Annotated in this window: 23 protein-coding genes; 13 read left to right on the forward strand and 10 right to left on the reverse strand. The window is 61.0% G+C overall.

Annotated features, from left to right (window positions below; all coding sequences use genetic code 11):
• Positions 1–7 precede the first annotated feature (7 nt).
• From kdpC to BK667_RS22990, 3 genes are read left to right on the forward strand one after another with little or no spacing between them, the layout of a single operon-like run.
• Positions 8–580 carry a potassium-transporting ATPase subunit KdpC gene (gene kdpC / locus BK667_RS22980; protein WP_123511552.1) on the forward strand — a complete coding sequence of 191 codons (573 nt, stop codon included), beginning with the start codon at positions 8–10 and terminating at the stop codon, positions 578–580.
• 26 nt (positions 581–606) lie between these two features.
• Complete coding sequence (gene kdpD, locus BK667_RS22985; RefSeq protein ID WP_123599004.1) at positions 607–3,303, forward strand: two-component system sensor histidine kinase KdpD; 2,697 nt, start codon at positions 607–609, stop codon at positions 3,301–3,303.
• Complete coding sequence (locus BK667_RS22990) at positions 3,300–3,989, forward strand: response regulator (RefSeq protein WP_123599005.1); 690 nt, start codon at positions 3,300–3,302, stop codon at positions 3,987–3,989. The genes kdpD and BK667_RS22990 overlap by 4 nt, the downstream gene beginning before the upstream one ends.
• Before the next feature lie 392 nt (positions 3,990–4,381).
• Here BK667_RS22990 and BK667_RS22995 read toward each other — a convergent pair whose 3' ends face one another.
• The gene (locus BK667_RS22995; RefSeq protein ID WP_311198937.1) at positions 4,382–5,077 is read right to left on the reverse strand and encodes a tRNA (adenine(22)-N(1))-methyltransferase; all 696 of its coding nucleotides are present in this window, start codon (positions 5,075–5,077) and stop codon (positions 4,382–4,384) included.
• A gap of 274 nt (positions 5,078–5,351) precedes the next feature.
• Here BK667_RS22995 and BK667_RS23000 point away from each other — a divergent pair, with 274 nt between their 5' ends.
• Positions 5,352–5,600 (forward strand): DUF2790 domain-containing protein, encoded by a 249-nt coding sequence (locus BK667_RS23000; RefSeq protein ID WP_123599007.1) that lies wholly within the window; start codon positions 5,352–5,354, stop codon positions 5,598–5,600.
• Between the two features lie 46 nt (positions 5,601–5,646).
• On the opposite strand, the gene BK667_RS23005 is transcribed toward BK667_RS23000, so the two are convergent.
• Together BK667_RS23005 and BK667_RS23010 are read right to left on the reverse strand one after the other, a co-directional pair.
• A complete protein-coding gene (locus BK667_RS23005; RefSeq protein WP_123511542.1) occupies positions 5,647–6,345 on the reverse strand; it encodes a hypothetical protein in 699 nt (232 codons plus the stop codon).
• A gap of 89 nt (positions 6,346–6,434) precedes the next feature.
• Positions 6,435–7,298: a LysR family transcriptional regulator gene (locus tag BK667_RS23010; RefSeq protein ID WP_123599008.1), complete on the reverse strand. Its 864-nt coding sequence runs from the start codon at positions 7,296–7,298 to the stop codon at positions 6,435–6,437.
• Positions 7,299–7,405: 107 nt separating this feature from the next.
• On the opposite strand from BK667_RS23010, the gene BK667_RS23015 reads away from it, so the two are divergent.
• The gene (locus BK667_RS23015; RefSeq protein ID WP_123599009.1) at positions 7,406–7,798 is read left to right on the forward strand and encodes a tautomerase family protein; all 393 of its coding nucleotides are present in this window, start codon (positions 7,406–7,408) and stop codon (positions 7,796–7,798) included.
• A gap of 352 nt (positions 7,799–8,150) precedes the next feature.
• Here the strand turns inward: BK667_RS23015 and BK667_RS23020 are convergent, their stop codons facing one another.
• The 6 genes from BK667_RS23020 to BK667_RS33335 all read right to left on the reverse strand — a co-directional run bounded on the left by BK667_RS23020 (position 8,151) and on the right by BK667_RS33335 (position 13,951).
• Positions 8,151–8,630, reverse strand: coding sequence for a VOC family protein (locus BK667_RS23020; RefSeq protein WP_123599010.1), 480 nt, complete (start codon positions 8,628–8,630; stop codon positions 8,151–8,153).
• Between the two features lie 218 nt (positions 8,631–8,848).
• Positions 8,849–9,700 (reverse strand): urea carboxylase-associated family protein, encoded by an 852-nt coding sequence (locus tag BK667_RS23025; protein WP_123599011.1) that lies wholly within the window; start codon positions 9,698–9,700, stop codon positions 8,849–8,851.
• Positions 9,701–9,714: 14 nt separating this feature from the next.
• The gene (locus tag BK667_RS23030; RefSeq protein WP_123511533.1) at positions 9,715–10,380 is read right to left on the reverse strand and encodes a GntR family transcriptional regulator; all 666 of its coding nucleotides are present in this window, start codon (positions 10,378–10,380) and stop codon (positions 9,715–9,717) included.
• A 17-nt stretch (positions 10,381–10,397) separates the two neighbouring features.
• Positions 10,398–11,906, reverse strand: a complete 1,509-nt coding sequence (locus BK667_RS33865; protein ID WP_123599012.1) for an amino acid ABC transporter permease/ATP-binding protein — start codon at positions 11,904–11,906, stop codon at positions 10,398–10,400.
• Between the two features lie 69 nt (positions 11,907–11,975).
• Entirely contained in the window at positions 11,976–12,830 is an 855-nt protein-coding gene (locus BK667_RS23040) for an ABC transporter substrate-binding protein (protein ID WP_123599013.1), read from the reverse strand.
• A gap of 482 nt (positions 12,831–13,312) precedes the next feature.
• A complete protein-coding gene (locus BK667_RS33335; protein WP_185058267.1) occupies positions 13,313–13,951 on the reverse strand; it encodes a hypothetical protein in 639 nt (212 codons plus the stop codon).
• A gap of 149 nt (positions 13,952–14,100) precedes the next feature.
• On the opposite strand from BK667_RS33335, the gene msrA reads away from it, so the two are divergent.
• The 3 genes from msrA to BK667_RS23060 all read left to right on the forward strand — a co-directional run bounded on the left by msrA (position 14,101) and on the right by BK667_RS23060 (position 16,763).
• On the forward strand, positions 14,101–14,607 hold the full coding sequence (msrA, locus tag BK667_RS23050) for a peptide-methionine (S)-S-oxide reductase MsrA (RefSeq protein WP_123599014.1): 507 nt from the start codon (positions 14,101–14,103) through the stop codon (positions 14,605–14,607).
• 169 nt (positions 14,608–14,776) lie between these two features.
• On the forward strand, positions 14,777–15,592 hold the full coding sequence (locus tag BK667_RS23055; protein WP_123599023.1) for an alpha/beta fold hydrolase: 816 nt from the start codon (positions 14,777–14,779) through the stop codon (positions 15,590–15,592).
• Complete coding sequence (locus BK667_RS23060) at positions 15,582–16,763, forward strand: PAS domain-containing sensor histidine kinase (protein WP_123511525.1); 1,182 nt, start codon at positions 15,582–15,584, stop codon at positions 16,761–16,763. The genes BK667_RS23055 and BK667_RS23060 overlap by 11 nt, the downstream gene beginning before the upstream one ends.
• A gap of 193 nt (positions 16,764–16,956) precedes the next feature.
• Here BK667_RS23060 and BK667_RS23065 read toward each other — a convergent pair whose 3' ends face one another.
• On the reverse strand, positions 16,957–17,337 hold the full coding sequence (locus BK667_RS23065; protein WP_123511523.1) for a RidA family protein: 381 nt from the start codon (positions 17,335–17,337) through the stop codon (positions 16,957–16,959).
• Between the two features lie 224 nt (positions 17,338–17,561).
• Here BK667_RS23065 and BK667_RS23070 point away from each other — a divergent pair, with 224 nt between their 5' ends.
• The 5 genes from BK667_RS23070 to BK667_RS23090 all read left to right on the forward strand — a co-directional run bounded on the left by BK667_RS23070 (position 17,562) and on the right by BK667_RS23090 (position 20,616).
• On the forward strand, positions 17,562–18,014 hold the full coding sequence (locus BK667_RS23070) for an Ohr family peroxiredoxin (RefSeq protein WP_123599015.1): 453 nt from the start codon (positions 17,562–17,564) through the stop codon (positions 18,012–18,014).
• A 105-nt stretch (positions 18,015–18,119) separates the two neighbouring features.
• On the forward strand, positions 18,120–18,572 hold the full coding sequence (locus BK667_RS23075; protein WP_123599016.1) for an Ohr family peroxiredoxin: 453 nt from the start codon (positions 18,120–18,122) through the stop codon (positions 18,570–18,572).
• Positions 18,573–18,719: 147 nt separating this feature from the next.
• Positions 18,720–19,178, forward strand: coding sequence for a MarR family winged helix-turn-helix transcriptional regulator (locus tag BK667_RS23080; protein ID WP_123511517.1), 459 nt, complete (start codon positions 18,720–18,722; stop codon positions 19,176–19,178).
• A complete protein-coding gene (locus BK667_RS23085; protein ID WP_123599017.1) occupies positions 19,175–19,522 on the forward strand; it encodes a DUF7693 family protein in 348 nt (115 codons plus the stop codon). The genes BK667_RS23080 and BK667_RS23085 overlap by 4 nt, the downstream gene beginning before the upstream one ends.
• A gap of 206 nt (positions 19,523–19,728) precedes the next feature.
• Complete coding sequence (locus BK667_RS23090) at positions 19,729–20,616, forward strand: pirin family protein (protein WP_259698157.1); 888 nt, start codon at positions 19,729–19,731, stop codon at positions 20,614–20,616.
• The last annotated feature ends 69 nt before the right edge of the window (positions 20,617–20,685 follow it).

Genomic DNA, 20,685 nt, shown 5'->3' on the forward strand with positions numbered 1-20,685 from the left:
CACTGTCATGGCCACTCTGTTGCGTCCGGCGCTGACCCTGTTGATCTTCTTTTCGCTGCTCACGGGCCTGGCCTATCCGCTGGTCACCACCGGCATCGCACGGCTGGTGTTTCCCCATCAGGCCGCCGGCAGCCTGATCGAACGGGATGGCAAAACCGTGGGTTCGTTGCTGATCGGCCAGGGGTTCAGCGACCCGAAATACTTCTGGAGCCGCCCTTCCGCCACCAGCCCCATGCCCTACAACGCCCAGGCCTCCAGCGGCTCGAATCAGGGCCCGCTGAACCCGGCGCTGATGGACGCGGTCAAGGGGCGGATCGAGGCGTTGCACGCAGCCGATCCTGGCAACACCGCCACGGTGCCCGCCGACCTGGTCTACAGTTCCGCCAGTGGTCTTGATCCGCACATCAGCGTGGCGGCGGCGTTGTATCAGGCCGACCGGGTGTCGCGGGTGCGTCATTTGCCCATCGAGAAGGTTCGCCAGTTGATCGGCGAGTATGCTGAAGGCACGCTGCTCGGTTTTCTCGGCGAGCCTCGGGTCAACGTGCTGGCCCTGAACCTGGCGCTCGACGCCGCACACTGAGCGCCAACTCACACACGGTGAGCGTGATGGCCGAACAACGTCCTGACCCGGACCAGCTACTGGCCCGGATTCGCGAAGAGGAAGCGCAAGCCAAACGCGGTCGGTTGAAGATTTTCTTCGGCGCCAGCGCCGGGGTCGGCAAGACCTACGCCATGCTCGCCGCCGCGCATACTGCGAAGTTGCAGGACACCAACGTACTGATCGGCGTAGTCGAAACCCATGGCCGCGCCGAAACCCAGGCGTTGACCGAAGGCCTCGAGCTGCTGCCGCTCAAACGGGTCATCGACAAACAGCGCACCCTCAGCGAATTCGACCTGGACGCCGCCCTCGCCCGCGCACCGGACTTGATCCTGATCGACGAACTGGCCCACTCCAATGCCGTCGGCTCCCGACACCCGAAACGCTGGCAAGACGTGGAAGAACTGCTCAGCGCCGGGATCGACGTGTGGTCAACGATGAACGTCCAGCACCTGGAAAGCCTCAACGATATTGTCGGCGGCATCACCGGAATTCGCGTCTGGGAAACCGTGCCCGACCATGTGTTCGATACCGCCGACGAAGTGGTGATCGTCGACTTGCCCCCCGACGATCTGTTGCAGCGCTTGAAAGAAGGCAAGGTTTACCTGGCGCAACAGGCCGAGCGCGCGGTGCAGAATTTCTTTCGCAAAGGCAACCTGATCGCCCTGCGCGAACTGGCCCTGCGCCGCACCGCTGACCGGGTCGACAGCGACATGTTGCAGTACCGCCAAAGCAGCGCGGTGAAACCGGTGTGGGGCACCCGCGACTCGCTGCTCGCCTGCATCGGCCCCCATGAACAGGCAGAAAAAACCGTGCGTTCGACGGCGCGCCTGGCCGCGCAACTGAACGTGCCGTGGCACGCGGTGTATGTCGAAACCCCGGCGTTGCAGCGCCTGCCCGAAGCCAAGCGTCGTCGCGTGCTCGCAACGTTGAAACTGGCGCAGGAAATGGGCGCGCAGATCTCGACCCTGGCCGGCCAGGACATTGCCGAAACCCTGGTCAGGTATGCGCGCCAGCACAATCTGTCCAAAGTGGTGCTGGGGCGTGACGAGCAGCCGCGCCGCCGATTCTGGCGTCAAGTGTTGGCCGATCGGATTGGCGCATTGGGCGCTGATCTGGATGTGATTCAGGTGTCGTTGCCGGCCAGCAGTCCGCGCCCCGAGAGCGCACCGGCAACCGGGGAAAACCCGATTCCATGGTCGGCGTATCTGTGGAGCGCCGGGATTTGCGCGGTGACGACGCTGATCGCCTTGCCGCTATCAGGCATCCTTGAGCAAGCCAATATCGTCATGCTGTTTTTGCTCGCGGTGGTTGCCGTCGCGGTGCGTTTCGGTCGTGGCCCGGCGGTGATGGCGGCGTTCATGTCCGTCGGCGCCTTCGACTTTTTCTTTGTCTCGCCGCGTTTTTCCTTCGCCTTCGCCGATGTGCAGTACCTGGTGACCTTCGTGGTCATGCTGGTGGTCGCCTTGGTGATCGGGCAAATGACCGCCGGCCTGACGTACCAGGCGCGGGTGGCGCAGCGGCGCGAAGATCGCATGCGCGCGCTGTACGACATGTCACGCCTGTTGTCCGCCGCGCTGATGACCGAACAGGTGGCGCAGGTCAGCGCGCAGTTCCTGTCAGCCGAGTTTGGCGCCCGCTCAGCATTGCTGGTGGCCGACGACAACAATAAATTGCAGGCGCCGATGGTCACCGGCGATGCACCGCAAGTCGATCTCGCCATTGCCCAATGGTCGTTCGACAAAACCGAACCGGCGGGCTACGGCACCGACACTCTGCCCGCCAGCACTACGCTGTATCTGCCACTGTCGGCACCGATGCGGGTGCGCGGCATCCTGGCGGTGCAGCCGCGCGACACCACGCGGCTGGCGGTGCCGGAACAGCGGCGCCTGCTCGATACCTGCGCGTCGTTGCTGGCGATTTCCCTCGAACGCATTCATTACATCAACGTGGCCCAGGACACGACTGTGCAAATGGAATCCGAGCGCTTGCGCAACTCGCTGCTCTCGGCCATTTCCCACGACCTGCGCACGCCGCTGTCGGTGATGGTCGGGCTCGCCGAAGCGCTTAAATTGACCCAGCCAGCCTTGACCGGAGAAGCCGCCGAGATTGCCACGGCGGTGGGTGAATCGGCGCTGCGCATGAACACGCTGGTCAACAACCTGCTGGACATGGCGCGCCTGGAGTCCGGCAAAGTGGTACTCAATCGCCAGTGGCAACCGGTTGAAGACGTGGTCGGAAGTGCCCTGCGCGCCATCCAGCCGATTCTCGGCGGGCGTTCGGTGCACGTCGCGCTGGAGGATGACTTGCCGCCGGTGCGGATCGACGCGGTGCTGATCGAACGCATCCTGATCAACCTGATCGAAAACGCCGTCAAATACACCCCGCCCGCCACCACCATCGGCCTGGGCGCCCGGGCCACGCCGGACACCATCGAACTGTGCGTCACCGACGAAGGACCGGGCCTGCCCCACGGTCACGAAGAAGCCATCTTCAGCAAGTTCATGCGCGGCAAAAAGGAAAGCGCGATCCCCGGTGTCGGCCTGGGCCTGGCCATCTGCCGCGCCATCGCCCAGGCTCATGAAGGCACCATCACCGGTGTCACCCGACCCGAGGGCGGCGCGTGCTTCACGCTGCGCCTGCCCCGGGAAACCCCACCCGTCATCGAACCCTTTGCCCCGCAGACTGACGAGGAACAGCCATGACCGAATCAGTACCGCACGTCCTGATCATCGAGGACGAAAAAGAAATCCGCCGCTTCGTGCGCATGGCCCTGCAAGCCGAAGGCCTGGACGTGCACGAAGCCGACACGTTCCACCGCGGCCTCATCGACGCCGGCACCCGCCGCCCTGACCTGATCATCCTCGACCTCGGCCTGCCCGACGGCGACGGCATCGACCTGATCCGCGACGTGCGCAGCTGGTCGCCGGTGCCCATCATCGTGTTGTCGGCCCGCGGCGCCGAGTCAGACAAAATCCTCGCCCTGGACACCGGCGCCGACGACTACCTGGTCAAGCCCTTCGGCACCGGCGAACTGCTCGCCCGGGTGCGCGCGCTGCTACGCCGACAAGCGAAAGAGGCCGATAACAATGCCGTGCTGAGCTTTGGCGAGGTGCGTATCGATATCGAACGGCGAGTGGTGGAGCGTTCCGGGGCGCCGCTGCATTTGACGCCGCTGGAGTATCGGTTGCTGGTGCACCTGTGCTCGCATCCGAATCGGGTATTGACCCATTTGCAATTGTTGAAAGCGGTGTGGGGGCCTTCGCATACGACTGACACGCCGTATTTGCGGGTGTTTATGGGTGGGTTACGCAAGAAGGTCGAAGTGGACCCTTCGCAGCCGCGGCATCTGGTGACGGAGACAGGAGTTGGGTATCGGTTCATCCCATAACCCTGTAGGAGCGAGGCTTGCCCGCGAACAACGATAACGCGGTAAACCAGACCTGAAGCCATCACCGTAGGAGCAAAGCTTGCCCGCGAAGAACGATAACGCGGTGTGTCAGACCTGACGCCATCACCGTAGGAGCAAAGCTTGCTCGCGAAGAACGATAACGCGGTGTGTCAGACCTGACGCCGTCACCGTAGGAGCAAAGCTTGCTCGCGATAAACGATAACGCGGTAAACCAGACCTGAAGCCATCACCGTAGGAGCAAAGCTTGCTCGCGATAAACGATAACGCGGTGTGTCAGACCTGACGCCTTCGCGAGCAAGCTTTGCTCCTACAGGGGGCCTGCGCCGACCATCCATCCTGTGAACAACACCGAACCAAATGTGAGAGCGGGCTCAAGCCAACAGCTCAGTAATCCACCGCGCCTGCCGGGCAATCTCCTGCAGCTTTTCCTCAGGCACAGCCTGCCGCGCTCGGGCGAAGTTGCTCAGGGTCTTCTGCTTTTCACGCAAGATGCGCTGCCACTTGGCCAGGAACACCGCGCTGCGCGCCTGCATCTGCAGCGGGCCGAAGTACAGTTCCTCGGCGGTGTATTCCACCGGCCCGGCGCGTTCGGCGACGATGATTTCGTAGTCGAAGCGGTTTTCCCGCAGCAGTTCCTCGCAGAGGATGCGGTAGCCGTTTTCCATCAGCCATTGGCGCAGTGGCTGCTCGCCGCCGTTGGGTTGCAGGATCAGGCGTTCCTGGCCGTTGAGGTGCGCCTTGCCGCTGTCGAGGATGTCGCGGATTGTCTCGCCGCCCATGCCGCAGATGCTGATTGCCGTGATCCCGTCGCCTGGCTCGATCGCCGCCAGGCCATTGGCCAGGCGCACGGTGATCCGCTGGTCCAGGTCGTTCTCGCGCACGGTGCGTTCGGCCGCGCGGAACGGCGTCATCGCGACCTCCCCCGCCACCGCCGCCGCAATCGCGCCACGGAGCATCAACGCCACCGGCAGGTAGCCGTGGTCCGAGCCGATATCGGCCAGGCGCGCACCGGCGGGCACATGCGCCGCCACGCGTTCCAGGCGCATGGACAATGTGTGTTCGTTCAACTGCAGCCCCTTTTCACCCCGAACGTCCGGCACCGTTGGCCGGATCGGGGCGAGACTGTGTCGAGCAACGCCGTGCATGTCAAATTCCTGTGACCGGGGCCATTCAACGTGCGGTTTCGTATCTCACTGTATCCGCTGCCCTGCCAGACAACTTTTGCCTTAAAAGCCGTGGTTTACGACACATGGCAGATACCTCGGATCGCTTAAATGGGTTCCATCGAGGCAAGACAACTTGCCTCACAGGAACGACCCATTAAATCTTGAGGAAATCATCATGAACTGGAAAACACTGGCTACCGCCGGCTTCTTCGCGGTCTTGAACGTGGCAGCGTTCTCGGCCCATGCCGACGTCAGCAAAGCATCGCAGACCCACCTGGATATCAAGAAGGTCATCTCGATCGTCGAAAACGGCGGCAGCCAGTGCGGCATTGTGAATGCGCGGATGACCTACCTCGACGCCAGCGGTACGCAAAAGGTGCTTGATTACAGCAAATTTGCAGAGTGCGGCAATCAGGGGAGTTGAGGGCCGCACCGGGAAATCGTCGCATGAGGATCACAAACGCTGACGATCACTCATTCATGTCCGCGACCAGATAGCGGTCGACGATTTGCGCAATGCCGGTCAACGCCGTCCGTAGCAGCTCCGGCTCGGTGCGATAGCGCAGCGGCTCGTAGCCATAGGTGTTGGCGCCGTTGAATGCGGTGATCGGCTCATTGCGTTGCCAGATCAGTTCATCGCCGCGCTTCATGACAGCGCTCACAGCGATATTCGGGTACACCACGCTGCTGAAACCTTGAGTCAGGGCGAAACCCCAGTTGAGGATGGTCAACTGAATCTGCGCATCGGCCTGTTCGTTTTCACCAACGATCTTGAATCGGCCGGTAGCCGCCAGTTGTTCTTCGAAGCTCTTTTTGACCAACGCCCCCAGGTCAATTTCAGAGCTTTCCATGTTGTAAAGAATCGCATCGACCGTCGACATCGAGGCCAGGTCGCCTGCCTTCAGGCCTGCTGCAAATCCGGCGCCGCCCAAAGCAGCCTTGGCCACGTTCGATGCGCCGGCCGCCATACCGACTCCTGCGCCGACACCGGCGCCCAATGCCGCGCCCCACGCTTGTTCACGGCCCATGTAAGTCATTTCCCGGGGCTTCCACGACACCGGGAGAATCTTCACGGTGTGTATCTGCGTACGGTATTCGGGTTTGAACTTCTGGTTGGCGCATCCCGCCAGGAACAGAACAGCAAACAACAGCACAGCGATCTTTTTCATGAGCAACTCACGACACAAAAGGAATGTGCGTACGTTGTCGTCAGCGTCGGGAAATTCTGAAGAGGGAAAGCGCAAGCACTCCCAAGCCACTAACTGAACTGGCTCGCCAGCATTTCCCGAACCGCACTGACCAGTTCCGACTCCCCCGGACGAGGCGGTAACAAACTGAACTCGACCTCGGGCAATACCGGCAAATGCTGCGCCGACCGGCACACCTCGGCCCCCGGCGGTATAGCAGAGGCATTCAAACAAGCGACGCCCAGACCGGCCACCAGCGCTGATTGCAGCCCGGCGACGCCGGACGCGGAATGCGCCACCACATAGGGCACGTCGTGCTGTTCCAGTGTCTCGCGGGCCAGGCGTTGCAAGCTGCATCCCTGGGGCAGGACCAACAGTGGCAGCGGGGTGTTTTCTTCTCGCTCAGGTTCGAACCCGGCCACTGACACCCAATGCAGCGCCTCCCGTCGAACCGCTATGCCCTCGGGAAGGCTGCGGCCGTCGAGTATTCGCATTGAAAGGCCGATATCAAATTCATCCGCCTCCGCCCCGCTCTCGATTTGCATGCTCTTGCGCACGGACACGTGCAGACGCAGGCGTGGATAGCGTGTTCGCAGTTTTTTCAGCAGATCGGCGATTGAGCTGGGCAGGAAGTAGTCGGTGATGGCCAGCCGCAACTCGCCGGCAAAGGTGACGCCCCGTACGTCCTCAAGGGCGCGATCACTGAAGGCCAGCATTTCTCGTGCATGCACCAACAAGCGCTCGCCTGCGGGCGTGGGCCTGACGCCTTTTTTGCCGCGCTCCAGCAAGGTCACGCCGGCGAAGGCTTCAAGTTTGCGCAGTTGTTCGCTTAACGCGGATTGGGAGCGAAACAGTTTGGGGGCGGCGTCTGAGAGGCTGCCTGATTCCATCGCCACGGCGAAGGAATGCAAGAGTTCAAGGTCGAAGGGGCGCATGGTTATCCTGCCGTTTTACCGATAGATAGGATCATATCTTCCGGCTTTTCAGCATTCAACAGGCGCCTTACTCTGAGCCGGACATTACTTCCTGCGAGGATTTCAACATGCCTGGTATCACACTGAAAATTGCTGGCGAACCCAATGCCGAACTGGTCCAGCGTATCGTCCCCCAGCTCACTGCGCTGACCTGTGAAGTGCTGGAAAAGCATCCTGAACTGACCATGGTGATGGTGCAATTCGTCCCGCATGCACTGTGGTTCATCGACAGCCGCTCGCTGGCTGAACTCGGGCGCAACTCGTTCCGCCTGGAGGTCACCATCCCCGAGGAGACCAACACCAAGGCGCAGAAAGCACGGTATCAGAAGGAAGCTTTCGCGTTGTTGGCCGAGGAAATCGGCAACCTGCACCCGCACTCGAACATCCATGTCATCGATTGCAAGGCGAGTTCCTATGGCTATGGCGGGGTTAGCCAGGAATACAAGCTTTACCATCCTTGAGTGAGCGGGCGTGGCTTGCTTGCGAAAGCGGTGTGTCAGGCGAGATTTTTTTGACTGTGCCGCCGTCTTCGCGAGCAAGCTCGCTCCCACAGGGGGGGCCTGTGTTGGTCATAAATATTGCGAACGACATCGAGCCACATGTGGGAGCGAGCCTGCTCGCGAAAGCGGTGTGTCAGGCGAGATTTTTTTGANNAGATTTTTTTGACTGTGCCGCCGTCTTCGCGAGCAAGCTCGCTCCCACAGGGGTATGCGGTGAACACAAGATTTGTGACCACCCCAAATAAAATGTGGGAGCGAGCTTGCTCGCGAAGACGGCGGTACATTCAATATCTATGTCACTGAAATCCAAAGGCTAACCCCGCACAGCCGCTTCGATCGCTGCGATGTCGATCTTGCCCATCGTCATCATGGCGTCGAACGCGCGTTTGGCCACTGCTTGGTCGGGGTTGGTGACTGCGTCCGTCAGGACGCGTGGGCTGATTTGCCACGACAGCCCCCACTTGTCCTGGCACCAGCCGCAGACGTTTTCCTTACCACCGTTGCCGACAATCGCATTCCATAAGCGATCCGTTTCAGCCTGGTCGTCGGTGGCCACCTGGAACGAAAACGCCTCGTTATGCTTGATCCCCGGCCCGCCGTTCAGCCCGAGGCAAGGGATGCCCATCACCGTGAATTCGACGGTCAACACATCGCCTTGCTTGCCCGCCGGATAGTCGCCGGGGGCGTGATGGACAGCGCCTACCGCGCTGTCCGGGAAAGTCTTGGCGTAGAACGTCGCAGCGTCCAGCGCGGTGCCGTCGTACCAGAGGCAAATCAGGTTCTTGCTGAGCATTTTGGTTCTCCAGAATTTGGGTTGACCCGTTCATTCTAGTGCGCCATCTGAAGCCTTCGCGAGCAAGCCCGCTCCCACAAGGGCCAGCGTCGGGCCGCAAGTCTCCCAAACAACATCGCCCCCTGTGGGAGCGTGGCTTGCCCGCGAAGAACGATAACGCGGTGTGTCAGGCAGGACGCCTTCGCGAGCAAGCTTCGCTCCTACAGGGGATCGAGACGTTATTTTTCCCAATCAGCCTTGGGAATCATCAGGCCATGGTTTCCGTTGTAAGCCGCACGTTCAGGCTGCGTCCAACCCTCCAGCAGCGCCTCATCGAGACGATAAATTTCCACACCCAATGGCCGGCAAACTTTCAACGGATCCTCCGCATCAGGCCCCCACATTGGCAACGACAAATCCCCACCCGGACAGGTGGACAGCGCACACAGCAGGTCGATTTCCGCAAAGAACTCCAGGTAATCACCCTGTTTTGCCGGGCACGCCTTCATGAAGTACATGTCGTCGTGATTGAGGCCGGTGCACTGGAAAATGTTCAGCACATCGTGCACGTCGAATTCGGTCAGGCCATGGGGCAGCACGGCGCGGGTCAGGTTGGAGTGGCAATGGTGATGGAAGTCCTCGCCCGTCAGCATCTTGTTCACGTAAGGGTCGCAACGGGTGCCGAGCAGGTCGTGCAAACGGCCGCCATGTTCGTCGATGCCATAACCGGCCAGGCTGTCGTCGGTGATGGTGACCATCGGTCGCAGGAACGGCAGGTTCGACCATAAGCGGTCGTAGGTGGTGACGTGCGCGCCTTGCAACTGACGGGTGCGGGCCGCCCACATGCGTTCGCGGGGATCGTTGGCGCTCCAGACGTTGAAGTCGCCGACCTGCGGCCCCACCGGTGTGGTCACGCGAAACACATGCCCCGCCGGCACCTTCCAGGCGCGGCCGGTGCGAATCGGCACTTCGAATTGCTCGACCAGCGTGCGGCCGTCCCTGCTTTCGCGCACGCGGTCATAGAAGGCTTTGTCGACCTGCAATGCGGCGCCTTTGCTGACTTGGTAGGCCGCTGGATAATCCTTGTACATGATGGATCCTCTCTTCAGTGTTTGGGTTGGCTGCTCAGAATGTGCAGCAACTCCGTTTCGGAGTCGTTGAGGTAGCTGCTCATGGCTTCCTCGGCGTCCTTTTTGCGGCCATCGCCCAGCAGGTCGTGAATATGCCGGTCGCGCTCAAGCCAGGGTTTCTGGAAGGTTTCCTCGCTGGGGGCATTGGAAAACACCAGGCGCATCTGGGCCGCTACATGGGTGAAAAATTCGTCGAACAGCGGGCTGCGCATCAGGCCGACGATGTGTTGATGAAAGCGCAAACTGTGGGTGCCGAAGGCTTGCCAGTTTTCGCGATCCTGGGCCAGTTGCGCCGCCTCGATGGCATCAAGCATCAGATCGGACTGATACTCGCGCAGCGGCTTGCTCGCGGCGATCGCTTGCAATTCGAGGGTGCGGCGAACCTTGAAGATGTCGCGCACATCGTCGATGCCCATTCGCCGCACCATCACGCCTTTGTTGCGCACATAACTGGTCAGGCCTTCGCGACCCAACTGGTGCAGCGCTTCACGCACCGTGTTGCGCGAGGCGTTGTAGGCGTTGACCAGCTCGCTTTCTACCAGCGGCATGCCCGGCAACAGGCGCCCGCCAATGATGTCTTCGCGCAGCTCGATGGCGACCTGGTCCGGCAGCGACAGGCTTTTTTCCTTGGGTTGACTCACGATTGCACTCCCTCCGCTCACGCCAGTTGTACGTCTTTGAGGAACTTGGTCATGCGCTCGCTGCGCTGCTCCAGCATCTCCCGCGGCGCGGCGTTCTGGATAATCTCTCCGCCTTCCATAAACACCACCCGATCCGAAAGCCTGAAGGCGAAGTTCATTTCATGGGTCACGATCACCATGGTCATGCCTTCGCGGGCCAGTTCCTCGATCACCGCCAGGACATCGCCGACCAGTTCCGGATCGAGGGCAGAGGTCGGCTCGTCGAACAGCATCACCGACGGTCGCATGGCCAGCGCCCGGGCAATCGCCACCCGCTGTTGCTGGCCGCCGGAGAGTTGATGCGGGTATTTGCCGGCGTGTTCCAGCATGCCCACTTTGCGCAACAGCGCCAGGCTCAACAAGCGCAGCTCATCGCCGCCGCCATGGGCGTGATAGACCGGAGCGAGCATGACGTTCTCCAGCGCGGTCTTGTGCGGGAACAGGTTGAAGCCCTGGAACACCATGCCAACCTGCACGATGCCCTGCATATGCACCTTGTGACCCAAAGCGCCTTGGGGTTCTTTGCTGCCCCGCAGAAAGGGTTGGCCTTGCAGGATGATTTCGCCATGGTCGAGGCTTTCCAGGCCGTTCATGGTGCGGATCAGCGTGGTCTTGCCGGAGCCGGACGGACCGATGATCGACACCACCTCGCCCCAACGCACATTCAGCTCGACGCCCTTGAGCACCTCCAGTTCGCCATAGGACTTGCGCACGCCCCGCGCCTGCAACGCAAACTCGCCGGGCTCGGCCTGGCCGGCAGTACGCCCGGTCGCCACTCCCCCGAGTTCTACGACGGCGATGCGCTTGGGTTTGCGCCGGGTCACGTCCAGATGGTTTTCCAGCAGACGCAGCAGGCGGCTGAACACCGTGACGATAAACACGTAGTAGAAGGCCACCGCGAACATGGTCTCCATGACCAGGAAGTTCTGGGTGTAGAGCTGTTGGCCGACCAGCAGGATTTCCGACAGTGAAATCACCGAAACCAGCGAGGTCAGCTTAACGATGGTGATGTATTCGTTGGCCAGGGTCGGCAACGCGACGCGCAGCGCCTGAGGCACCACGATCAGCCGCAGCACGCCGCGATAACCGACGCCCAGGGCCTTGCCCGCTTCCAGCTGCCCCTTGGCCACCGCCAGCAGACCGCCGCGGTGGATCTCGGCGATATACGCCGCTTCACTGAGCACCAGGGCAATCAGGCCGGCCGAGTACGGGTTGGACAGCAACGCGCTGGTGGACGGATACGCCTGGGGCAAGTTGTAGACGAAGATCAACAGCACCAGCAACGGCAGGCTGCGGAAAAACCAGATATAGAGGCCGGCCGCATCCCGCAGGAAACGCCGCTGCGACTGTCGCGCCAGGGCCAGGAAGAAACCCAGGACGATCCCCAGCAACCAGGTTTCCAGACTCAGTTCGACCACTGTCGCCACGGCTTGCCAGAAGTCGCCGTTCCAGAACAGGCCCAAGGTGTAATGCCAATCGAATTGCATGTACGTACTCCGCGTTGCTGTGACGCTTGCACAGCCTGGAAAGAATCGATGAATCGGCTACCGCAGGTCTCAGGGTGTGGTGGTGCCCAGCGCCGCGTTGATTTCCTCGGCATTCGGTTCGTCCAGGTTGTAGCGGGCGAGCAGTTCACCGTAACTGCCGTTCTGCTTGATCTGGCCAAGGGCCGTGGTCAGCTCTCCCAGCAGCGCCTGATTGCCTTTGCGCACGGCCAGGCCAATGACCACCGGGTAGATCAGTTCGTTGGAGCTGATCACGGTTTTGCCCTGCAGTTTTTGCACGGTGATCTTGGCGACGGCGGGATCTTCCATCTGCACGTCGACCGCTTTGGCCAGCAGGGCCTGGGCCGCTTCCGGCGAGGTGGGGAATTCGCGGGACTCAATCGCCGGTTTGCCCGAGGCCAGACAGTACTCGGCGGACACTTTGTTGAGTTTGGGCACCCAGGACGCGCCCTTGATCGAGCCCACGCGCTTGCCGCACAGATCTTCCGGGCGTTGTGGCCGGAACTCACTGGCCGTGAGCACCATCAGCGAAGAACCGGTCTTCAGGTAGCTCAGGAAATCCACTTGTTTGGAGCGTTCCGGGGTGACGTACAGCGCCGAAGCGACCAGGTCGAAACGCTGGGCATTGACGCCCAATATCAGGTTGGCAAATCGCGTATCGAGGAAGCGCGGAGCCAGCCCCAGTTGTTTGCCGATCAACTGGATGAACTCCGGATCGAAGCCGCTGGGCTGCTTCTGCTCCAAGTAGGTGTACGGCGGATAGGTCAGGTCGGAACCGACCGACAGCTCGCCCGGCTTGAGCGTGCCCTTGATCTCGGCGGCAGACAGCAGCGGCGCCACGCACGCCAGGGCAACTGTCAGCGCCAGGTTGCGCTTGGTGTTCTTGCCAGTCAGACCTTTTTGCATGTTCGTATCCTCGGTTGGCGGGTGATCACGATTGTTCAACAATCGTGTAACCACACTTATGCGTTTACCGTGCCAAATTCAGAATTGAAGACCTGATGGAAAGTTTTTAATCGGTGAATTGTTCTTTTTCGGCCAGCGGACAGGCCAATCCGGTGCACGTCGTTACCGAAGGCCACGTCGCGGGGCAAAAGCAGGTGCTTTCTTAAGCGAAGTGGAATTGCAGGCTGTTACCCCTGGCGCCCCCCCCGGACCGATGGTCACCGGCCCGGATCCGTCGCCCTGGGCGATCTATACTCTTGAGTTCGATATCCGTGATTCATGAAACACGTCGACACCCGTGCGCTGTGCGGCGCACCCGTGCCAATCGCCAACGTAACCAGCCCGAGCCCCAGCGTCGTATCGTCCAGGATCAAACGACCGACCGTGCTCAATGGCTTTGTGGCTGATGGGTTAGGGAGAACATCATGAAATACAAGTTTTTTTCAGGCGTTGTATTGGCGCTCGCGGCAACCGTGGTAATGCCCGGTGCGTGGGCGGCTGAGGCACGAGCCTTGGCGTCGGATGGTGCGGATCATGTTGGGGCTGGGGCTGTTGCTGCGGATGGTGCAGATCATGTCGGCGCTGGAGCAGTCGCCTCTGATGGCGCAGATCATGTCGGCGCCGGGGCAGTCGCCTCCGATGGTTCCGATCATGTTGGTGCTGGTGCAGTCGCTTCCGATGGCGCAGATCACGTCGGCGCCGGGGCAGTCGCCTCCGATGGTTCCGATCACGTCGGCGCCGGTGCAGTTGCCTCCGATGGTTCCGATCATGTTGGGGCTGGTGCAGTCGCTTCCGATGGCGCAGATCATGTTGGGGCTGGTGCAGTCGCTTCCGATGGCTCCGATCACGTTGGCGCCGGAGCAGTCGCTTCCGATGGTTCCGATCACGTCGGCGCCGGGGCAGTCGCCTCCGATGGTTCCGATCACGTCGGCGCCGGGGCAGTCGCCTCCGATGGTTCCGATCATGTCGGCGCCGGGGCAGTCGCCTCCGATGGTTCCGATCACGTCGGCGCCGGGGCAGTCGCTTCCGATGGCTCCGATCACGTTGGCGCCGGGGCAGTCGCTTCCGATGGTTCCGATCACGTCAACGCAAATCGCCTCGCTTACTCGCGCAGTGGAATAGGTTCGGATCGCGTGGCATCCTCGCTGATGGACGGCAGTTACACCGACCAGTTCAACAGCCCGATCAGCAATCAGTAACCGTGCCACTTCACCAAGGGGAATGACTATCCATGACGACGCAAACCGAAACCGCCATCCTGGCCGGGGGTTGCTTCTGGGGCATGCAGGATCTGCTGCGACGCTATCCCGGCGTACTGTCCACGCGGGTCGGTTATTCGGGAGGCGATGTGCCGAATGCGACGTATCGCAACCACGGCAACCACGCCGAAGCGATCGAAATCGTGTTCGACCCGGAGCAGATCAGCTACCGCCAGATTCTCGAGTTTTTCTTCCAGATCCATGACCCGACGACCCAGAATCGCCAGGGCAACGACATCGGCGCCAGCTACCGCTCTGCCCTCTTCTACCTCAGCGATGAGCAGAAACAGGTCGCCGAAGACACCGTGGCCGACGTCGAGGCTTCCGGTCTGTGGCCTGGCAAAGTCGTCACCGAAATCACCCCGGCCGGTCCGTTCTGGGAAGCCGAACCGGAACACCAGGACTACCTCGAACGACTGCCCGACGGCTACACCTGCCACTTCATCCGCCCAAACTGGAAACTGCCGCGGCGGGCGTAATCACCCAACAGAGGCGGCTCGAATGAGTCGCTTCTGTTACGCCCGTTGCCATCGAACCCGAATCCTTTATCAAAACCGCATGCGGCTTTAACGCGTGACCGGACACCTTTGACTATCTACACTGCCAAAGACGCCAAAAATGCCTTTTGCCCAGTTCGAGAAAACACGCATGGATCTTCAACATCGCAATAACGTGAAAGTGCTGGGTGAAGGTCCGTCGACACTGGTCTTTTCCCACGGTTTCGGTTGCGACCAGACCATGTGGCGTTATCTCGTCGACCACTTCACCGGTCGTTTCAAGGTCGTGTTGTATGACCTGGTCGGTGCGGGCCAGTCGGACCTCGATGCGTATGACCGGGAAAAATACAACTCGTTGGCCGGGTACGCCCGGGACCTGAATGAGATCATTGACCAATACGCCAGCGGCCCGGTGATTATCGTTGGCCATTCCGTCAGCGGCATGATCGGTGCCCTGGCTGATCGACTGTCCCCCGGCAAAACCGCCGCCCATGTGATGATCGGCCCTTCGCCCTGCTACATCGATGTCGACGACTACGTGGGCGGTTTCAAACTCGAGGACATCCACTCGCTGCTCGATACCCTCGACAGCAATTACCTCGGCTGGTCCAGCACCATGGCCCCGGTCATCATGGGCGCGCCCGGGCAGCCGGCGCTGGGCGAGGAGCTGACCAACAGCTTCTGCCGCACCGAACCCGAGATCGCCAAGCAATTTGCGCGGGTGACGTTCCTGTCCGACAACCGCCAGGACATCGCCGGGCTGACCACGCCGACCCTGATTGTGCAATCCACCGACGACCTGATCGCCCCAGTCGCGGTCGGTGAATACCTGCACGCCGTCCTGCCCAACAGCACGCTCAGCCTGGTGGCCAACGTCGGCCATTGTCCGCACATGAGCGCGCCGAGCGCCTGTTCCGAAGCCATGGACCACTTCCTGTCGCCGTGGATGGGCGCCAATGTCGACTGAGCAACCGTCGCTGCCCGACGCGCAGGCACTGTTCGAACAAGCCCCCTGCGGATTGGTGGTGACGAAAGAAGATGGCACGATTCTGCGCAGCAATCAGACGTTCAGCCTCTGGATCGGCTTCGACGCCCAAGCGTTGATCGGTCGGCGTTTCCAGGATCTGCTGACCATGGGCGGGCGGATTTTCCACCAAACCCACTGGGCGCCGCTGATGCAGATGCAAGGCTCGGTGGCCGAGGTAAAACTCGATCTGATCCATCAGGAAAAACGCACCGTCACCATGCTGCTCAACGGTGTCCGCCGTGAACACGCTGGTGGTGCTTATTATGAACTGGCGCTGTTCGGCACTACCGATCGCGACAAGTACGAGCGCGAACTACTCAACGCCCGGAAAATCGCTGAAGATCTGCTGCGTGAAAAAACCGCTGCGGAAATCGCCCTGCAACGCGCCCAGATCGAACTGAACGACGCCTACGAAAAATCCCTGCGCCGCGCCACGTTCGCCGAGCAAATGGTCGCCATCGTCAGCCACGACCTGAAAAACCCGCTGACCGCCATCAAGATGGCCTCCGATATCCTCGCCCGAGCCGAGCGCACGCCCAAAGAAAGCAAAATGCTCGGCCACATCAGTCAATCGGCGGACCGTGCGCAACGGATGATCGCCGACCTGCTGGACTTCGCCCTGGCCCGAGTCGGTCGCGGTATTGCGATCTCACCTGACTCGCTGGATCTGCACCGGTTTATCAGCCATAGCATTGACGAACTGCGTGTCGCCTTTGCGCAAGCGACGCTGCTGCATAAGTCCACCGGTTCAGGCAACGCGTACCTGGATGCTGACCGGGTGCAACAGATTATCGGCAACCTGGTCGCCAACAGCGTGGCTTATGGCGATTTGCAGCAGCCTATTACCGTGACGTCGGAATGGGTCGATGACCACGCCGTTATTGCAGTTCACAACCACGGACCGGTGATCCCGGATGCGTTGCTGCAGGTGCTGTTCGAGCCCATGACCCGGGGCACGGAAACCGACAGTGACGTGCGCAGCGTCGGGCTTGGGTTGTTCATTGTCCGGGAAATCGCGAGGGCGCATGGCGGGGATGTTTCGGTGGTTTCAAAAGCCGGCGTTGGCACTACATTCAGCGTGCGCTTCCCGGTAGTCGGCACTCAACATTGAATGTACTCCCCGCCTGACCAAGACTCGGCAATGCCATCGTCCGGAATACGCAACCCCACCTTGACGTTGCTCAAGGGCACCTGCGCGGGATCGGCATCGACGCGGCTTATCCACCGTTCGCGTTAAAGACGCCTGACGGCAATAAGGCGTGGCGACCGCGCGCTATGCACGGTCGCCAGCTCAGTGCGCAGATTCAGCCCTTCGCCGCCATCGCGGTAACTTCCACACGCATGCCTACCACCCCCAGAGCGGCCACGCCCACGGCGGCGCGCACCGGCCAGGGCTTGGCGAAGAAGCGCTGGTACACCTCGTTGAACGCGGCGCGGTCGGCCATGTCGGTGAGGTAGATGGTCAGGTGCAAGACCCGATCCATGGAACTGCCGGCGCCTTCCAGCGCGACCTTGAGTGCCCGCAAAGTGCATTCACTTTGCTCGACAATTCCGCCCAGCTCCAGGCTGCCATCCGCGCGGGTCGGGATCTGGGTGGAAACCAGCAGGCCACCGAAACCGGCGACGTCGGAGGAGATGGAATCCGCGTCTGGGTCGGGAATGAAGGTGATGTCTTGGTTTGCCATTGAGGATCTCTTGTAAGTGGGTCGTGTATCGGGCGGCCAGTTTACAGCTCCATCGCCGGGCTGTTCGAGCATCGTCTGGAAAACCGCGCTACACCACTCGTCGGCAACACCCAAAATCCCCTATTGACACCCTTGCGCATCCGGAGGAATATTATTCAATCGTATGCGATATAAACGTACACGATAACAAACCCAAACCTAATGCAATTTTGAGGATTCATCCCATGAGCAAGATCGAAAAAGTCCTGGCCAGCGGCAAAACCCACACCACCCTGAGCAGCGCTGGCACCACGTCCCGTGGCCATAACGGCACCGTGGATATTCAACTCTCTTCGCCCGGCAGCACCCAACCGACCCACGTGTTCAACGCCATCCAGCCGCACCCGACCGCCGAGCAGCTGTTCTCCGGCGCTTGGTCAGCCTGTTTCATCGCCGCTGTCGGCCTCGCTGCCAAGCAGCTGAACGTGGAGTTGCCGGCCGATCACGCCGTCGATATCGAAGTCGATCTGGGCCAGACCGGTCAGGCTTACTTCCTCCAGGCTCGCTTGACCCTGCGCGTGCCAGGCTTGTCAGAAGACACCGCCAACGCACTGGTACACGCCGCCGACAGCATCTGCCCGTACTCGAAAGCGATCAAAGGCAACATCGACGTGGCCCTGAACGTTCTCACGGCGTAACGCCTTGAGCAGACTGGATCACAACTGAACTTCCTAAACGCCTCATATATATCGCATGCGATATAAGCGCATGCGAATACCACTACAAAATATTGAGAACCCGTCATGAGCAAGATTGAAAAAGTACTGGCCACCGGCAAAACCCACACCACCATCAGCAGCACGGGCAACAGCTCCCGCGGCCATAACGGCAGCGTCGACATCCAACTCTCGTCGCCCGGCAATACGAAGCCAGCACATGTGTTCGCAGGCACTCAACCGCACCCGGCCGCCGAGCAACTGTTCGCCGGCGCCTGGTCAGCCTGCTACACCGCTGCCGTCGGCCTGGTCGCCGGTGAGATGAACGTGGTGTTGCCGTCGGATTTCTCCGTCGATATCGAAGTGGATCTGGGGCAGACCGGCCCGGCCTATTTCCTCCAGGCGCGATTGACGTTACGGGTGCCAGGCCTGGCTCATGAGGTGGCAACCACGCTGGCGCACACCGCAGACCAGATCTGCCCGTACTCGAAAGCAACCCGAGGCAACATTGACGTGGCGCTGAACGTGCTCACGGCGTAACACCTCGTGTGGCCGGTTCGACGCTACCCTGCGCGTCGAATCGGCCCCCACGTCGACGGCGGCGGCAGCTTTGAGCATTTCCGACACCATCGCACACGATGTATATTTCACGCATTCAAGCCATCAACCTGGCCACAGAGGATGCACATGGAACCTACCGACAAGACTCTTCCCGCCGACCTGAAGCTCTCCGACTTCCTGTGTTTTGCGGTCTATTCCACCAACCTGGCCTTCGGCAAAGCCTACAAACCGGTGCTCGAACGGGTCGGGTTGACCTACACGCAATACATCACCGTGGTTGCGCTGTGGGAGGAGGACAATCAGACCGTCGGCAGCCTCGGTGAAAAGCTGTTTCTGGAATCGAACACCCTCACGCCGATCCTGAAGAAACTGGAAGCCATGGGCTATCTCCAGCGCCAACGCGACCCGGAAGATGAGCGCCAGGTACGGATCAAACTGACGCAGGCCGGTCGCGATCTACGCAAGGACCAGCCGCAATTGGGTGCCGATACCACGGGCCTGACCCAGGACGAATTCACCCAATTGCAGAAAGCGATCGTGCGGTTGCGCAGCAATGTCATCAAGTCGACGAAAGACGGGGAATGAACGCACACCGCCCTGCCCTGACCGCCCGCGAGGTGTGCCAGTTATTGCGCGACGCCGCTCTGGGCACCCGTCCTTTTCAGCGCCTTGGTCCGCCCGGCGCATCCGACCAGGTGGAAATCGACATCGAGGGCTGGCGCCTGACCCTCGACCTTGACGATCACCGTTTGCGTCACTGCCAACGCTGCCAGAGCCCGGACGGCCGCGAAGGTGTTTTCGACAGTTGGCAACGCTACGGCACCGATCCGGTGAGTTTGCTCAGCACTTGGGAATTGGCCCAGATTGAGCGGTTGCTGGGCGCCGAACCCGGTCATGTGGAGGGTGCTGACGCGTCCGACTCCAGGTGACGGACGATCTGCTGGACAGATCGACTGACCGTCAGCGGCAGCTGCCGACGGCTCGGATACACAATGTTCAAGCCCCGCGCCTTCACTGAGATCCCCCACGGCATTACTTGCAAAAATGGACGGGTTCAAGCCAATCACAGCGACTTATCAACGCATTACGCGCTGGATACCCTTGGCGTCTTTCTTTGAAAGTCCGAGGCATGAAGATGAATTCACTCAGCGCTCGTCTACACGAAAACGTCCGTCGCATCAGCCACAGCACCCGCGGTCATGGCCACGGCCCTATCGTCCGGCTCATGAGCCCTTCGGATTTTGGGCAGTTGCTCAAACCGTTCGTGTTCCTGGACCTGTTCGAAACCGATCTGCGGCTGTTTGGCAGCATGCCGCTGCATCCCCATTCCGGGATTGCCACCATCACCGTGATCACCGAAGGCAACCTGCGGTTTGACGACCCGGATTCCGGCACCGGGCTGATCAGCTATGGCGGCGTGGAATGGATGCGCGCCGGCGCCGGCGTGTGGCACGGCAAAGAGTTGTCGGCCGGCACGTCATCGCGGGTCCAGGGATTTCAGTTGTGGATTGCGCTGCCCGCCGAGCTTGAGTTGGCGCCGGTGGACAGCCAATACCTCGAGGCGGATGCCATGCCCCACGCCGGCCCGGCTCGGGTCATTCTCGGTGACTATCAGGGTGTGCGCAGCCCGGTGCGTGCGCCTGCGGGGATCACTTATTTACTGGTCACCCTGGCTGCCGGTCAACGCTGGGAATACCAGCCGCCCGCAGGCCATGAGGTGCTGTGGTTGAGCGTCAGCCGTGGCACCTTGCATTCACCGGAACCGATCCTGGAAGGTGAACTGGTGGCGTTCGAACATGGCAACGGAGCGTTGACGCTTGAGGCCGGGGAGCAAGGCGATGCGGTGTTTGTGCTCGGCTCGGCGGTGCCCCATCCTCACGACTTGAAAATGGGCAGCTACTCCGTGCACACCAGCGTGCAAGCATTGAACACCGGGGAAGCCAATATTCAGCGGCTGGGCGAGCGGCTCAGAGCGCAGTCATCACCGGTGTCCGGGACGCGTTCGATACCGATCTACAAATAACCGCCCCTGTAGGAGCGAGGCTTGCCCGCGAAGGCGTCGTATCAGTCGATATCAATGTTGAATGACACG

Origin of the sequence: Pseudomonas frederiksbergensis (assembly GCF_003732705.1) — a bacterium.
In the GTDB taxonomy this organism is placed as follows: domain Bacteria; phylum Pseudomonadota; class Gammaproteobacteria; order Pseudomonadales; family Pseudomonadaceae; genus Aquipseudomonas; species Aquipseudomonas frederiksbergensis_F.